Source organism: Pseudomonas migulae, assembly GCF_043225285.1.
Lineage (GTDB): Bacteria > Pseudomonadota > Gammaproteobacteria > Pseudomonadales > Pseudomonadaceae > Aquipseudomonas > Aquipseudomonas migulae_C.
In genome coordinates, this window is record NZ_CP171224.1 from 571,205 (window position 1) to 586,265 (window position 15,061).

The window sequence follows — 15,061 nt, forward strand, 5'->3', positions numbered from 1 at the left end:
CGAGCCTGCTCGCGATGGCGGTCTGACAGCCACCCGAGTTTTACCGCTATCATGTCGCCCTTTTCCAGGCCCCCGCGCCCCAACCTCGATCAATAGCGAATCTGTTCATGGATACCCTTGCCCAACTGCGCGCCGGCCTGCTGGCTGGCGTCACTCGCCTGGACCTGGCCGCCGACCTGACGGAGTTCCCCCGGGAAATCCTCGACCTCGGGGATTCGCTGGAAATACTCAACCTCAGTGGCAACGCCTTGCGCAGCCTGCCCGACGACTTTCATCGCCTGACCCGTTTGCGCGTGCTGTTCTGCGACCGCAACCAGTTCACCGAGCTGCCCGCCTGTCTTGGCCAGTGCCCCGCGCTGACCATGGTCGGTTTCAAGTCCAACCGCATTCAAACCGTGCCGGGCGCCGCGCTGCCGCCGTTATTGCGCTGGTTGATCCTGACCGACAACCGCATCAGCGAACTGCCGACCGAACTGGGAGAACGCCCACACCTGCAAAAACTCATGCTGGCCGGTAACCGTCTGCGCCACTTGCCAGAGAGCCTGAGCAACTGCCATCGACTCGAACTGACCCGCATCGCGGCCAATCAGTTGACCGAGTTGCCCGAATGGCTGTTGACCCTGCCGAGCCTGACCTGGCTGGCCTACGCCGGCAATCCGCTGGAAACCGAAGCCGATGCCGCCGCGCTCGACGCCACGCCGACCATTGCCTGGTCACAGATCAGCCTTGAAGAAAAGCTGGGCGAAGGCGCTTCCGGGGTCATTCATCAGGCGTTGTGGCAGCAGACAACGCCGGTCGCGGTCAAACTCTACAAGGGCGAAATGACCAGCGACGGATCACCGCTGCACGAAATGAACGCCTGCATCACCGCCGGCCTGCACCCCAACCTGATCCGGGTCGAAGGACGGATTGTCGAGCATCCGCAGGCCCAGGCCGGATTGGTCATGGAGCTGATCGACCCGAGCTATCGCAACCTCGCCGGGCTGCCGAGCCTGGCGTCCTGCAGCCGTGATGTCTACGCCGACGACACCCGCTTCAGCGCCGACGTGGCTTTGCGGATCGCCAGCGGCATCGCCTCGGTGGCCGAGCATTTACACCGCCAGGGCATCACCCACGGCGATCTCTATGGCCACAATATTATGTGGAACGAGCACGGCGATTGCCTGTTGGGGGACTTTGGCGCAGCGTCTTTCCACGCGACCGAAGACAGCCTTGAAACCCGCGCATTGCAGCGGATTGAGGTGCGCGCATTTGGTGTGCTGTTGGGGGAATTGCTGGAGCGGATCGACTCGGGGTTGAGTGATCAGGCGCGTGTGAAGCTGGAAGATTTGCAGCAGCGTTGCTGTCAGCCGCAAGTGCTAGCGCGGCCGGGGTTCAGCGAAATTGTGCGGGAATTGAACGGCGGGTGACCGCTTCGCGAGCAGGCTCGCTCCCACATTTGATATGTGCTCGACACAAAACCAATGTGGGAGCGAGCCCTGCTCGCGATGGCGGCATCACCGAAAAAACAGATTACCCAGCCAGACCGACAAACATGTCCTGCACATCATCATGGTTATCGAGGCCTTCCAGGAAGGCTTCCACTTCAGCCATCTGCTCGTCGCTCAAACCGCTGACCGGGTTCTTCGGCTTGTAGCCCAGCTTCGCCGACAACACGGTGAACCCCTGCTCCGGCAACGCTTTCTGCACCGCATCCAGGTCGGTCGCTTCGGTGATGAACAAGGTCGCGCCGTCTTCGGCAGGCTCGAAATCCTGAGCGCCGGCTTCGATGGCGGCCATTTCAGGGTCGGCATCCGGGCTGTCCGGGGACGCCTCGATCATGCCCACATGGTCAAAGTCCCAGGCCACGGAACCGGAAGCGCCCAATTGCCCTTTACGGAACGCGACGCGGATTTCCGCGACGGTGCGGTTGATGTTATCGGTCACGCATTCAACGATCAGCGGCACCTGATGCGGCGCGAACCCTTCGTAGGTCACGCGATGGTATTGCACGGTTTCGCCGAGCTGGCCCGAGCCTTTCTTGATCGCACGTTCCAGGGTTTCCCGCGGCATCGAGGCCTTTTTGGCCTGTTCGACCACCAGACGCAGGTGTGCGTTGGTGGCGGTATCGGCACCGTTACGCGCAGCGATGGTGATTTCTTTCACCAGTTTGCCGAAGATCTTGCCCTTGGCATTGGCTGCCGCTTCTTTGTGTTTAACCTTCCACTGTGCGCCCATTACTCACTCTCTTATCTGTGGCGCCGAGACATCTATTGGCCGACGCTTTGCGCAAGTTTATACGGCCTAAAGTTGGCAATCGACCAAAAATTCCATCCAGCCGGATCGACATTTTCAACGCTGCTCGTAGGGCGATTCTGAAACATGGGTTTGCGATGCCCCTAAAGGGTCACGGTTTCGTACCCTCTGTGCCCGTACTCCGTGGCAGAAGCGCGCTCGATGCACAACGACAAGGAAAGTCCCTTCACCCTGACATTGCTGGACGGCGATCTGAGCCTGCCAGTGGTGCAGTTCAGCGGCCGTGAAGCCCTCAACCAGCCGTACCGGTTCGATATCGACGTGATCGGCCTCGCGCCGGCCATGCACCTCGACCACCTGCTGCAACAACCGGTGTTCTTCAACCTTGCGAATGGCCTGGGCGTTCACGGGATCATCCACAGCGCCGATTGCGAGCACCGCGGCCTGCACCGGGTCGATTACCGGCTGGTGCTGGTGCCGTGGCTGCAAAACCTCGACAGACAGCGATCCCGTCGGGTTTTTCATCAACTCGATGTGCCAGCCATCCTGCGCCGGCTGCTCACGGAAAACGGCTTGCCTGAAGACAGCTACCGCTTTGAACTGCCCGGCGGGCGCTATCCTGCCAGGCCGCTTTGCATTCAGTTCGACGAGAGCGACCTGGCGTTCCTGCATCGGCTCTGCGAGGAAGAAGGCATCCACTATCACTTCGAACACCGGCGTGATGGCCATGTGCTGGTGCTGGCGGATGACAGCCTGAGTTTCCCGCAGGAACCCCTGCTGCTGCCCTTCCACAGCGACATGCCTGAACGCGAAGACGGGCCACTGATCAGCGAGCTGTTCCAGCGCCACACCTCGCCGCCGATCGACACGCACAACGCCCCGCCACCGCTCGACCGCGACAGGCTCAGCCGTCGAATACTCGAGCGCCTGCGTTGCCGGCACGGGCAGCTGCAGGGGCGCAGCAATCAGAGTGCATTGCGCAGCGGAGGAATCGTCCAGGTGTCAGAACATCCGCTGCCGAACTTCAACGATCAATGGCTGCTGACCGAAGTCCGACACCAGGGCCAGCAGCCGTCGATTCTCGAGCACAGCCATTGCGACCGGACCCGGTGTTACAGCAATCAGTTCACCGCAATGCCGTGGTCAACCGTGTTCCGCCCCGCCTTGACGCAGGCCAGGCCCGGCATTCCCGGTTTTCAGACAGCGCGGGTGCTGGGACCCGCCGGCGAACCCGCCAGGCTGGACGATCAAGGCCGGATTCAGGTCAGGTTGTGGCCAACGGCGCAGACCGACAGCGAAGCATCCGACGGCTTCTGGTTACCGATGGTCCTCGCCGCGCCGGACCAGCGGATTGATCCGTCGAGGTTGCCGGTCGCCGGCACCGACGTGCTCGTCAGTTTTCTCGACAGCGATCCGGACCGCCCGGTGTTGTACGCCGCGGCGACCAGCCCGCCAGCGCCTCGGCCCGCCCCGCAACCCAAGGTCGATGACCGCCTGCTGTTTGACTGGCTGCTGAACCGCAAGGGCTGATCAACCCTTGTCGGCCTTGCCCGCCGCCGCCGCGAATTTCGCCAGGCGCACGTCCAGGTGCTGGGGTCGACGCCCGTGATCCTCGGCGCGTTCCTTGCGGCGGATGGCGTTGCGCACCATTAGCGAACCCAGGTAACGAATCGGTTCTGGCGGAAAGAAACCCAACGGACCGTTGACCAGTGGCGAACGGGTCCAGGCGTTGTCCAGCCCCTGGACCATCGAGGCGAGAATCTGCCCGCCCATATGACAGGGCCCGACGCCGCTGCCGGAATAACCAAAACCGTAGAACACATTGCCGTGGGCACTCATCTGGCCGAAGAACGGCAAACCGGTAACTGAACGATCCGACGGACCGTTCCAGGTCGCCTCGACCTTCACGCCGGAAAACGACGGGAAAAAGTCGACGAGACTGTGCTGCAGCAAACCCGCATAGGGCGACGGCTGATCGAACACCGGCAACATCCACCCACCGTAGGCGAACGTGTTGCCGCCCTTGCCGAGCATGATTCGACCGTCCGGCGTGTTGTGGTAGTAGTGCACGAAAATCCGCGAATCGAGCACCGTGACACCGCTGGTCAAGCCGATGTCATTGAGCAGATCCGGCCGTGGCTCAGTGATCAGCATGTCGCTGGAGACAATCGCCACGCTGCGCTCGAACTGCGGGAACGCACGGGCCATCCACGCGTTCATCGCCAGCACCACCCGGTCTGCGCGAACGGTGCCGTTGGGGGTTTGAATCCCCGCCGGCTTGCCTTCCTCCAGTCCGGTCATCGCGGTTTTTTCATGAATCCTCACCCCCAGCTGCAAGGCAACCCGGCGCAAACCGCGCACCAGTTTGCCTGGCTGCACACTCGCGGCGGCTGGCGAAAACCAGCCTTCCAGGTGCTTGCCGGAACCAGCCATGCGCTGCACATCCGCCACCGGCCGTTGAGTGAAGGAGTTGATGCCGTTGCGTTCGAGGGCTGCAATCACTGCGTCGGTCGAACCGCATTGAGCGCGATTCGTCGCGGTGTAGAGCGTGCCGTCGAGGCGGTAATCGGCATCCACGCCGTACTGTGCGCAGAAGCGGCCGATCGCCTGGATGCTGCGCTCGGATTCCTTGACCAGGCGCACCGCCTCTTCGACACCGAACAACCTTTCCAGGGTGAAATACTTGGCTGACCACGACAGTGCACACCCGCCGTTGCGGCCACTGGCGCCGGCACCGCAGATGTCCGCTTCGATCAGCAGCACATCCAGCTCGGGGTTCTGCTCCTTGAGCATGATCGCGGTCCACAAACCGGTGTAGCCACCGCCGACAATGCAGACGTCGGCGCGGGTGTCGCTCAGCAAAGGTTCGCACGGCGCGCACGACTCGGCCGCCAGCGCCTGTTCCAGCCAGAAAGGTCTCATCGGTGTTTCCTCAGGTACGCAGGGGTTTGACGCTCATCGGCCGGTTCGGCACGAATGCACTTTCGGCACGCAAGCCCGCCGGGCGGCTGTTCCAGTAGGGGATCAGCACCAGCGCTGAAAACAAGGCGCAGGCGGCGAAGATAATGAACACGGTGACCGAGTCGAAGTAACCCGGCAGCAGGCCGCCGAGAATGGCTCCGACCGATCCGCAACCGTTGACGAAACCGGCCGACGTCGCGCCGGCCTTGGCGGTGCCGAAATCGATGGCGGCCGCGCCGCTGATCATCGAGTCCGGCCCGTACAGGGTCAGGCCCATCACGAACAACAGCGCCACCACCAGCGCCACACTGCCGGTATGCAATGCGCCCATGAACAGCGCCAACGCCACGGTCAGCGCCAACAGGCTGAGCACGCAGGCCGGCATGCGCCGGGCGCCGAACAATTTGTCCGAGGCCAGCCCGAGCAGGATCGGCCCGAGCAATCCCGCCAGTTCAAACGCGGTTGGAATGATTGCCGCACCGACCTTGCCCACGGTCGGCATCTGCTCGAAAACGATCACCGGCCCCCACAGCAGAATCGCGTAGCGCGCCGGTTTCAGCAGGAAGTACGCGAGGCCGAGAATCAGCACCGTGCGGTTGCGCAGGATTTCCTTCAACGGTTCCAGCACGCTGATCCGGCTTTGCGCCTGCGCTTCTTCGGCGCTCAACTCGGGTTCCGGTTCCACCGCCGGCAAGCCGACGTCTTCCGGTTTGTTGCGTTGGAAAATAAAAAACAGCACGGCGACCAGCCCAACTACCGCCGCACTGGAAAAGAACGCCGCATGCCAGCTGCCGATGAGCGTGTATGCCCACCAGCCGGCAAACGGCGAAGCCACGAGCCCGCCAAAGGCGTAGCAGGAACTCCATAACCCGAGCACCCGCCCACGCTGTTCGGCGGGGAAGAAACTGCCGATGTTCTTGCACAGACCCGACCATCCCGTGGACTGGGCCAAACCTTGAATCAGCATGCAGGTGGCGAAAATCGGTAGCGTTGCAAAACTGCCCATCACCAGCGCTGCAGCGGCGGAGATCAGCAAGCCGCCGAGCACCACGACCCGCGGGCCAAAGCGGTCGGCGAGGATGCCCCAGGTGAATTGTCCGATGGCGTAGGCCGCGAGGTAGATCGCGTCGAGGTTGGCCATGGCCATTTTATCGAGCATGAACGTCGGGTCTTCGCCGATGCCCAGTTTGGCCACGGAAAACGCTTTGCGGGTGAAGTAGAAAGCGGCGTAGGCGAGCCAGGTGATCGCGAAGATCTGCACGCGCCAACGCTTGATGGTGCCGATGTGCTTGTTCATTGTGGTTCTGACCTCAGGGTGTGAGTGTGCCGGCAGAAATTGAGAAATAACGCCTGTCTTTTTATTGTTGAGCACTGCGATATCGCTGCGTCCCTGAGGCGATACCGGTCAGATGAGGCCTGCTGTTGCACGCACAGGCTCATGGTCACGGCGGCTGTTCGACTGACCAGTCACCGCGACTGGGGCCGATAAAAACAATTACTGATTAATAAGTGAAATCGATTTATCGTATTTCCAATATAAGCTCAGCTTGTTACTGGAGGTTTCGATGTCGGTTTCCCACGCCCAGCTCAAAGCCTTCCACGCCGTGGCCGTCCACGGAAGCTTCACCAAAGCCGCCGAGCGGCTTTTTCTCACCCAGCCGGCGATTTCCGACCAGGTGCGCAAACTCGAAGAGCGCTTCGGGGTGTTGCTGTTCCACCGCAATAAACGCTCGGTGCACCTGACCGATCTGGGCGACCGCTTGCTCAGCATCACCCAGCGGCTGTTCGTGATTGAGGCCGAAGCCCAGGAGTTGCTCCATGACTCACGGGCGTTGCAGACCGGCAGCCTGATCCTGGCGGTGGATGCGCCGGTGCACGTGCTGCCGCAGATCGCGCGGTTTTGCGAACGCTACCCCGGCATCAGTGTGAAGATCGAAACCGGCAACACCGATGAATCGCTGTTTCGCCTGTTCAACTATCAGGCTGACCTGGCGTTGCTCGGGCGCGAGGTCAGCGATGAACGACTGATCTCGCTGCCGCTGCGCAACGACCCGATGGTGGCGTTCGTTTCGCGCAATCATCCGTGGGCCGACCGCGAGTCGATCTGCCTGGCGGACCTTGATGACACGCCCCTGGTGCTGCGGGAAATCGGCTCGGTGACGCGTCAGACGCTGGAGGAGGAAATGGCCCGCGCAGGGTTTCGGATTCGTCCGGCGATTCAGGTTGAAGGCCGGGAAGCGGCACGTGAGGCGGTGGTCGTGGGGATCGGCGTGGGTGTGGTTTCGGCGGCGGAGTTCGGCGCGGATTCGCGGGTGTGTGCGTTGCCGATCACCGACTGCACACGACGGCTGACGGAGACGCTGGTGTGCTTGCGCGAGCAGAGTTCGCGGCGGGTGGTGGCGACGTTTCTGGAGATGGTTCGCGAGAGTCTTGAGTAGGCAGGCCCGGCCTCATCGCGAGCAGGCTCACTCCTACAGGTTTTGTGGTTGCCGCCTATTTTGTATACGACGCAAAACCCTGTGGGAGTGAGACCGGCTTGCCGGCGATGGCCGCGCCGCGGTCTAACTGACCGACGCCAATTCCAGAAACGCCTGAATCAACCGCAAATCCCGCCGCCGCTCCATGCACCCGATCATGTGCCGGTTCACCAGGCCCTCGCCAATGATCGGCACCGCCGCCACCCGCGGGTCATGACTGACTTCCACCGACGACACCACGCCAACCCCCAACTCCGCCGCGACGGCCTCGGTCACCGCTTCGCGACTGTCCAGCTCCAGCAACACCCGCGGATTGACCTGCGCCTGCGCACACGCCTCATCGAAGGTGCGCCGGGTGATCGAACTCGGCTCGCGCAACACCATGATCACCTGATCGAGTTCCTTGAGCTGCACGCCTTTGGTCTTCTGCGCCCACGGGTGACCGTCAGGCACCAGCGCGCAAATCCGTGATTCGTTCAGCGCCTGCAAATGCAGGCCCTTGCGCGGCTCGACCTCGGTCAGCACCGCCACATCGGCATGTTCCGACAACAACGCGGCGAGGGTTTCCTGGGCATTGCCCAGGCGCAGGTTCACGGTGATTCCGGGATAGCGCGCACGCAGGCTGGCGAGCATCGGCATGACCATGTGCGGCCCGTCCGCCGCGACTTCCAGGCGTCCGGTGAGCAATTGCCGATTGGCCTCGAGCATCACTTGCGCCTCCTCCGCCAGACCAAACATCGCCCGGGTGATGGCCGCGAGTTTGGTGCCCTCTTCCGTGAGCTCGACCCGACGTGCGGTGCGGCGCAGCAGGGTGATCTGGTAGTGCTCCTCCAACGCCTTGATGTGGCCGGTGACCGCCGGCTGGCTGATGAACAGCCGCGCGGCGGCACGGGTAAAGCTGCCCTCCCGGGCCACCGCATCGAAGGCGCGGAGCTGGAACAGGTTCATGAATAACCCTCACTGATGGCTGGCATAACAACAAACAATTTGATTGATAGCACGGCAAATTGCAATTTAAGCCCCGTAGCTTCATCCCATCGATTGCGAGGACACGAGAATGAGTACTGCCGAACCCATCCTGCTCACCCCCGGCCCGTTGACCACTTCGGCCCGCACCCGTCAGGCGATGATGGTCGACTGGGGTTCATGGGATGACCGCTTCAATCAAATGACCGCCAGCCTGTGCGAACAATTGCTGGCGATCATCAACGGTGGCGACAGCCACCACTGCGTGCCCCTGCAAGGCAGCGGCACCTTCGCGGTCGAAGCGGCAATCGGCACGCTGGTGCCTCGCGATGGCAAAGTCCTGGTGCTGATCAATGGCGCCTACGGCAAACGCCTGGCGAAAATCTGCGAAGTGCTCGGCCGCTCTTTCAGCACCTTCGAAACCGCCGAAGACGAACCGACCACCGCCGCCGACGTTGATCGCCTGCTGCGAGCGGATGCCGGCATTACCCATGTCGCGCTGATTCACTGTGAAACCAGCACTGGCATCCTCAACCCGCTGCCGGAGATCGCCCAGGTCATCGCGCAGCACGGCAAACGCCTGATCATCGACGCCATGAGCTCGTTCGGCGCACTGCCGGTGGATGCGCAACAGGTGCCGTTCGATGCGCTGATCGCGGCCTCGGGCAAATGCCTGGAAGGCGTACCGGGCATGGGGTTCGTCTTCGCTCGCAAAGAAGCACTGGCGCAGGCCGCCGGCAACTCGCACTCGCTGGCGATGGACCTTTTCGACCAGCACACCTACATGGCCAAGACCGGCCAATGGCGCTTCACCCCGCCGACCCACGTGGTCGCTGCCCTGCACGAAGCCTTGCTGCAATACAGCGAAGAAGGAGGCTTGCCAGCCCGGCATGCGCGGTATGCCGCCAACTGCCAGGCACTGATGGAAGAAATGGCGAAGCTGGGATTGCGCAGCTTCCTGCCGGCCGCGATCCAGGCACCGATCATTGCCACCTTCCATGCACCGAAAGATCCGCGCTACCAGTTCAAGGAGTTCTACGAACGGGTCAAGGCCAAGGGTTACATCCTCTACCCCGGCAAACTGACCCAGGTCGAAACGTTCCGGGTCGGCTGCATCGGCCACGTCACCCCGGCGCAAATGCGCGAAGCGGTGGCGGCGGTGGCCGAAGTGCTGCGCGAGATGGAAGTGCTCGATATCTAAACAACAGACGCTTCAGCTGTTGTAGGAGCTGGCTTGCCAGCGATGAACTCAACAGCACCGCGTTCATCCAGACAACACGCGTCATCGTTAACGACCTTCGCTGGCAAGCCAGCTCCTACACGGACATCGATACTCATGAACTACGCAAACCCAACCAAACTGCAAGCCGCCATCCTCGACTGGGCCGGCACCGTGGTCGACTTCGGCTCGTTCGCCCCAACGCAGATTTTTGTCGAAGCCTTCGCCGAATTCGACGTCCAGGTCTCCATCGAAGAAGCCCGCGGGCCGATGGGCATGGGCAAGTGGGATCACATCCGCACCCTGTGCGACCAGCCGGCGGTTGCCGAACGTTATCGCAAGGCGTTCGGCCGCACGCCGACCGACGATGACGTCACCGCCATCTACAAACGCTTCATGCCCCTGCAGATCGAGAAGATCGCCGAGCACTCGGCGCTGATTCCCGGTGCGCTGGACACCATTGCCAACCTGCGGCAGCAAGGGATCAAGATCGGCTCCTGCTCCGGCTATCCGAAACAGGTCATGGACAAAGTCGTCGAACTGGCGGCCACCAACGGCTACGTCGCCGATCACGTGGTCGCCACCGACGAAGTGCCCAACGGCCGCCCATGGCCGGCCCAGGCCCTGGCCAACGTGATTGCACTGGGCATCGACGATGTCGCCGCGTGCGTGAAGATCGACGACACCGTGCCGGGCATTCTCGAAGGTCGGCGCGCCGGCATGTGGACCGTGGCGCTGATCTGCTCGGGCAACGCGCTGGGCCTGGATTACGAAGGCTATCGCGCCCTCGGCAGCGATGAACTGGCCAGCGAACGCAAACGCATCCACGCCCTGTTCGAAGGTTCGCGCCCGCATTACATGATCGACACCATCACCGACTTGCCGGAAGTGATCGCCGACATCAACAAGCGCCTGGCAAACGGCGAGATGCCACAGACCAATTGATCTCCTGTAGGAGCCAGCTTGCTGGCGATGGCGGTGGGTCATCCAACCCTTCTGTTGGCTGGACGGACGCCATCGCCGGCAAGCCGGCTCCTACAATTTCAACCGTGTGAACCCGATCCCCTGTAGGAGCCGGCTTGCTGGCGATGGCGGTGGATCATCCGACTCTTCTGTTGGCTGGAAGGACGCAATCGCCGGAACGCCGCCCGCAGCAAACCGGCTCCTACAATGGACTGCGGTGCTTTTGCTGTCTGTTTCCTGAACCAGCGCATTGAACTTCCCTCCGCCTCAGGCAAACCCGTCGATTCAGGCTTACAGTTAAGGGACACCGTCGGCCAAGAACGGTGGTCTACCTGTGAGGAACACCGTATGCCCTGGAAGAATTCCGACTCACGCTACAGCACCGTATCAATCACGCTGCACTGGTTGATGCTGGTCCTGCTGGTGCTGGTCTACGCCTGCATCGAATTTCGCGGGATCTTTCCGAAAGGCAGCGGCGGCCGGACGCTGATCACCGAATCGCACTTCATGCTGGGGCTGACCGTTTTCGTGCTGGTCTGGCTAAGACTGTTCGCCCGCAGCCTCGGCCCGGCACCGCAGATCTTCCCCGCCTCCCCGCACTGGCAAACCGCCGTCGCCCGGCTGATGCACTGGGCGTTGTACCTCTTCATGATCGCCATGCCGATCCTCGGTTGGCTGGTGACCAGCGCCAAGGGGCATCAAGTGATGTTCTACGGGTTCGATTTGCCACTGCTGGTGTCCGAGGACAAGACGTTCGCCAAACGGATTCAGGGATGGCACGAGCTGGGCGGCACGATCGGTTACTGGCTGATCGGGCTGCACGCCGTGGCGGGGATTTATCACCACTACGTGGTGGGCGATAACACATTGCTGCGGATGATGCCCAAACGCGTCAGCCGCAATTCCTGAAACAACGCCTGCCCTTGTAGGAGCCGGCTTGCTGGCGATTCAGGCGCCGCGGTCCATCTGTTGGACCGCGTTATCGTTCATCGCCGGCAAGCCGGCTCCTACAAGGTCGGTGAAAATCCGCGAAGGCCCTGCAAGCCTCCGGTGTGGACGAAGATCAGGCGTGTGCCCTGTGTGAATCGCCCGGCCTCGACTTGTTGCTTGAGCGCCAGCAGCGCCTTGCCGGTGTACAGCGGCTCAAGGGGAATGCCGCCGGCCTGCTCGGTTTGCTCGATGAACGTCAGCAACAACGGATCGACTTTGGCGAACCCACCACGACTGGCATCGATCAATTCATACGCCGGGTTCTGCAACCCCGCTTCCCGCACAATCGATTCAACCTGCTGCGCCACGCCATGGTCGTCAGGCACCGCCAACGCACCATAGACCGGACGCTGCCCCGCTTCGGCCAGCACCAGGCCGGCGAGCGTGGTGCCCGTTCCGCAGGCCAGCCACCAGCCGCCGTAATCGTCCCAGCCCAGACGGTCCAGTTGCGCGCTGGCCATCGCCTTCAATTGCACGCACCCCTTCGCTCCCGGCAAACCGCCGCCACCTTCCGGCACCGGTAGCAGATCGGGATACTGCGCCTGCCAGGGCTCCCAGAAACCTGCTTCGTGCCGCGCTCGGTAGCCGCCATAACCGAGCCAGTGCAGCTGCATGCCGAAGGCTTGCAAGTCTTTCACCGTCGGGGTTTCTTGAGGATGCCCCCGCAGCAACCCCACGGTGCTGAATCCGAAACGCTTACCGGCAGCAGCCAGCGCGTGGAGATGGTTGGAGTGAGCGCCTCCCAGGCTGATGATGCCTTTGGCACCGGCCAGGTCAGCGGCCTTGAAATATTCGATCAGCTTGAACCACTTGTTGCCGCTGATCAGCGGGTCGATCTGGTCGAGGCGCAGGATGGCGACTTCGAGGCCTGATTGGGTGAGCCAATCAAGATGAAAGCGTTCGAGGGGGGCTTCATGGAGCCAATTTGAAGGAGGAGAAAGCATTGGCGCCTGACTGTGCCCGGTAAAGAGCAGCATTCTAGTCGCTGTGAGGACGCCATCGCGAGCAGGCTCGCTCCTACACTGGATCTTTGTCGCACCGAAGATCCAGTGTGGGAGCGAGCCTGCTCGCGATAGCCATTGGCACGCTAAACCTGCAAATTACAACTCAGCAGCCAACCGCGATCCCTGATTGATCGCCCGCTTCGCATCCAGCTCCGCCGCCACGTCCGCGCCGCCGATCAGATGCACGTTCTGTCCGGCCGCGACCAACCCGTCCTGCAACTCACGCAACGGATCCTGCCCGGCGCAGATCACGATGTTGTCCACCGCCAGCACTTGCGGCTCGCCGGTTTCGCCAATGCGGATGTGCAGGCCTTCGTCGTCGATCTTCAGGTACTCGACGCTGTTGAGCATCTGCACCTGCTTGTTCTTCAGACCGGTGCGATGAATCCAGCCGGTGGTCTTGCCCAGGCCGTCGCCGACCTTGGATTTCTTGCGTTGCAGCAGGAACACTTCACGCGCCGGCGCATGCGGTTCAGCCTTGATCCCGGCCACACCACCACGCGCTTGCAGGTGCGTGTCGATGCCCCACTCTTTCCAGAACGCTTCACGGTCCAGGCTGGTGGCCACACCTTGATGCACGAGGAATTCCGACACGTCGAAACCGATCCCGCCCGCACCGATCACGGCGACACGTTTGCCCACCGGCTTGCGCTCGAGGATCACGTCCAGGTAGCTCAGCACCTTGGCATTCTCGACGCCCGGGATCGCCGGCGTTCTTGGGGCAATGCCGGTGGCGAGGATGATCTCGTCGTAGCCGCCTTCCACCAGTTTCGCCACATCGACACGAGTGTTCAGGCACAGCTCGACGTTGGTGGTCTGCAGTTTGCGGTTGAAGTAACGCAGGGTTTCAAAGAACTCTTCCTTGCCCGGCACACGCTTGGCGATGTTGAACTGGCCGCCGATCTCGCTGGCCGAATCGAACAGCGTCACCTGATGGCCACGCTCGGCAGCCACGGTAGCAGCCGACAGACCTGCAGGGCCGGCACCGACCACCGCGATCTTCTTGATCTGCTGCACCGGCAGGTAATTGAGTTCGGTTTCGTGGCAGGCACGCGGGTTGACCAGGCAACTGGTCAGCTTGCCGCCGAAAGTGTGATCGAGGCAGGCCTGGTTGCAACCGATGCAGGTGTTGATTTCATCGGCACGGCCCTCAGCGGCCTTGTTGACGAAATCCGCGTCGGCAAGGAACGGACGTGCCATCGACACCATGTCGGCATCGCCTTCGGCCAGGATCTGCTCGGCCACTTCCGGGGTGTTGATGCGGTTGGTGGTGATCAGCGGAATGCTCACCGAGCCGCGCAGCTTGGCGGTGACTTTGCTGAACGCCGCGCGCGGCACCTTGGTGGCGATGGTCGGAATTCGTGCTTCGTGCCAGCCGATACCGGTGTTGATGATCGTCGCGCCAGCCTGTTCGATGGCCTTGGCCAGCGTCACGATTTCTTCCCAGGTGCTGCCGCCTTCCACCAGATCGAGCATCGACAGGCGGAAGATGATTATGAAATTCGGGCCAACGGCTTCGCGTACTCGGCGGACAATTTCCACCGGCAGGCGCATGCGGTTTTCGTAACTGCCGCCCCAACGGTCGGTGCGATGGTTGGTGTGGGCCGCGAGGAACTGGTTAATGAAATAACCCTCGGAACCCATGATCTCGACACCGTCGTACTCGGCTTTTTGCGCCAGGCTGGAGCAGGTGACGAAATCGTTGATCTGCTTCTCGATGCCCTCTTCGTCCAGTTCCTTGGGCTTGAACGGGTTGATCGGCGCCTGAATCGCGCTCGGTGCCACCTGTTTCGGGCTGTAGGCATAACGGCCGGCGTGGAGGATCTGCATGCAGATCTTGCCGCCCGCCTCGTGCACGGCACGGGTGACGATCTGGTGTTTGATTGCCTCTTCTTCGGTGGTCAGCTTGGCCGCGCCGGAATACACGCCGCCTTCGTCGTTCGGGCCGATACCGCCTGTCACCATCAGGCCGACACCGCCACGAGCGCGCTCGGCGAAATACGCCGCCATGCGTTCGAAACCGCCGGGTTTCTCCTCAAGACCGGTGTGCATCGAACCCATCAGGGTGCGGTTGCGCAACGTGGTAAAACCCAGGTCCAGCGGGGCCAGCAGGTGCGGGTAATGAGCGGCGGTCATCGGTAACTCCACAACGAACGATCACGGAAAAATGTGGGCGCTCTTCGGCGCCCCTCTGTCTTGTGTAACAGACTATGAGCAGTCCTTCGGTGGCTCAATGACCGAAACTG

Annotated in this window: 12 protein-coding genes; 6 read left to right on the forward strand and 6 right to left on the reverse strand. The window is 62.0% G+C overall.

Translation table 11 applies throughout. The features are described from left to right. Positions 1-107 precede the first annotated feature (107 nt). Positions 108-1,409: a leucine-rich repeat-containing protein kinase family protein gene (locus tag ACF6ZU_RS02750; protein ID WP_392890399.1), complete on the forward strand. Its 1,302-nt coding sequence runs from the start codon at positions 108-110 to the stop codon at positions 1,407-1,409. A 103-nt stretch (positions 1,410-1,512) separates the two neighbouring features. On the opposite strand, the gene ACF6ZU_RS02755 is transcribed toward ACF6ZU_RS02750, so the two are convergent. Beyond that, positions 1,513-2,217 (reverse strand): YebC/PmpR family DNA-binding transcriptional regulator, encoded by a 705-nt coding sequence (locus tag ACF6ZU_RS02755; RefSeq protein WP_392890400.1) that lies wholly within the window; start codon positions 2,215-2,217, stop codon positions 1,513-1,515. Between the two features lie 219 nt (positions 2,218-2,436). On the opposite strand from ACF6ZU_RS02755, the gene ACF6ZU_RS02760 reads away from it, so the two are divergent. Next, positions 2,437-3,765, forward strand: coding sequence for a type VI secretion system Vgr family protein (locus tag ACF6ZU_RS02760; RefSeq protein WP_392890401.1), 1,329 nt, complete (start codon positions 2,437-2,439; stop codon positions 3,763-3,765). On the opposite strand, the gene ACF6ZU_RS02765 is transcribed toward ACF6ZU_RS02760, so the two are convergent. Beyond that, positions 3,766-5,157, reverse strand: a complete 1,392-nt coding sequence (locus ACF6ZU_RS02765) for an FAD-dependent oxidoreductase (protein WP_392890402.1) — start codon at positions 5,155-5,157, stop codon at positions 3,766-3,768. A 10-nt stretch (positions 5,158-5,167) separates the two neighbouring features. Next, the gene (locus ACF6ZU_RS02770; protein ID WP_392890403.1) at positions 5,168-6,493 is read right to left on the reverse strand and encodes an MFS transporter; all 1,326 of its coding nucleotides are present in this window, start codon (positions 6,491-6,493) and stop codon (positions 5,168-5,170) included. A gap of 268 nt (positions 6,494-6,761) precedes the next feature. Here ACF6ZU_RS02770 and ACF6ZU_RS02775 point away from each other — a divergent pair, with 268 nt between their 5' ends. Next, on the forward strand, positions 6,762-7,634 hold the full coding sequence (locus tag ACF6ZU_RS02775) for a LysR family transcriptional regulator (RefSeq protein ID WP_392890404.1): 873 nt from the start codon (positions 6,762-6,764) through the stop codon (positions 7,632-7,634). A 123-nt stretch (positions 7,635-7,757) separates the two neighbouring features. Here ACF6ZU_RS02775 and ACF6ZU_RS02780 read toward each other — a convergent pair whose 3' ends face one another. Further along, entirely contained in the window at positions 7,758-8,621 is an 864-nt protein-coding gene (locus tag ACF6ZU_RS02780) for a LysR substrate-binding domain-containing protein (protein WP_392890405.1), read from the reverse strand. A 109-nt stretch (positions 8,622-8,730) separates the two neighbouring features. Between ACF6ZU_RS02780 and ACF6ZU_RS02785 the strand changes: the two genes are divergently transcribed. The 3 genes from ACF6ZU_RS02785 (at position 8,731) to ACF6ZU_RS02795 (ending at position 11,730) form a co-directional block, all read left to right on the forward strand. Continuing rightward, the gene (locus ACF6ZU_RS02785) at positions 8,731-9,840 is read left to right on the forward strand and encodes a 2-aminoethylphosphonate--pyruvate transaminase (RefSeq protein WP_392890406.1); all 1,110 of its coding nucleotides are present in this window, start codon (positions 8,731-8,733) and stop codon (positions 9,838-9,840) included. Positions 9,841-9,975: 135 nt separating this feature from the next. Next, complete coding sequence (gene phnX / locus ACF6ZU_RS02790; RefSeq protein WP_392890407.1) at positions 9,976-10,803, forward strand: phosphonoacetaldehyde hydrolase; 828 nt, start codon at positions 9,976-9,978, stop codon at positions 10,801-10,803. Positions 10,804-11,169: 366 nt separating this feature from the next. Next, on the forward strand, positions 11,170-11,730 hold the full coding sequence (locus tag ACF6ZU_RS02795) for a cytochrome b (protein ID WP_392890409.1): 561 nt from the start codon (positions 11,170-11,172) through the stop codon (positions 11,728-11,730). Positions 11,731-11,828: 98 nt separating this feature from the next. On the opposite strand, the gene ACF6ZU_RS02800 is transcribed toward ACF6ZU_RS02795, so the two are convergent. Both ACF6ZU_RS02800 and ACF6ZU_RS02805 read right to left on the reverse strand, forming a co-directional pair. Further along, entirely contained in the window at positions 11,829-12,755 is a 927-nt protein-coding gene (locus ACF6ZU_RS02800) for a 1-aminocyclopropane-1-carboxylate deaminase/D-cysteine desulfhydrase (protein WP_392894007.1), read from the reverse strand. 156 nt (positions 12,756-12,911) lie between these two features. Beyond that, the gene (locus tag ACF6ZU_RS02805; protein WP_392890410.1) at positions 12,912-14,951 is read right to left on the reverse strand and encodes an FAD-dependent oxidoreductase; all 2,040 of its coding nucleotides are present in this window, start codon (positions 14,949-14,951) and stop codon (positions 12,912-12,914) included. Positions 14,952-15,061: the final 110 nt, after the last annotated feature.

Coding starts and splice junctions, on each gene's coding strand:
- ACF6ZU_RS02750 (WP_392890399.1), top strand. CDS start 108: ATGGATACCCTTGCCCAACTGCGCGCCGGCCTGCTGGCTGGCGTCACT.
- ACF6ZU_RS02755 (WP_392890400.1), bottom strand. CDS start 2,217: ATGGGCGCACAGTGGAAGGTTAAACACAAAGAAGCGGCAGCCAATGCC.
- ACF6ZU_RS02760 (WP_392890401.1), top strand. CDS start 2,437: ATGCACAACGACAAGGAAAGTCCCTTCACCCTGACATTGCTGGACGGC.
- ACF6ZU_RS02765 (WP_392890402.1), bottom strand. CDS start 5,157: ATGAGACCTTTCTGGCTGGAACAGGCGCTGGCGGCCGAGTCGTGCGCG.
- ACF6ZU_RS02770 (WP_392890403.1), bottom strand. CDS start 6,493: ATGAACAAGCACATCGGCACCATCAAGCGTTGGCGCGTGCAGATCTTC.
- ACF6ZU_RS02775 (WP_392890404.1), top strand. CDS start 6,762: ATGTCGGTTTCCCACGCCCAGCTCAAAGCCTTCCACGCCGTGGCCGTC.
- ACF6ZU_RS02780 (WP_392890405.1), bottom strand. CDS start 8,621: ATGAACCTGTTCCAGCTCCGCGCCTTCGATGCGGTGGCCCGGGAGGGC.
- ACF6ZU_RS02785 (WP_392890406.1), top strand. CDS start 8,731: ATGAGTACTGCCGAACCCATCCTGCTCACCCCCGGCCCGTTGACCACT.
- phnX (WP_392890407.1), top strand. CDS start 9,976: ATGAACTACGCAAACCCAACCAAACTGCAAGCCGCCATCCTCGACTGG.
- ACF6ZU_RS02795 (WP_392890409.1), top strand. CDS start 11,170: ATGCCCTGGAAGAATTCCGACTCACGCTACAGCACCGTATCAATCACG.
- ACF6ZU_RS02800 (WP_392894007.1), bottom strand. CDS start 12,755: ATGCTTTCTCCTCCTTCAAATTGGCTCCATGAAGCCCCCCTCGAACGC.
- ACF6ZU_RS02805 (WP_392890410.1), bottom strand. CDS start 14,951: ATGACCGCCGCTCATTACCCGCACCTGCTGGCCCCGCTGGACCTGGGT.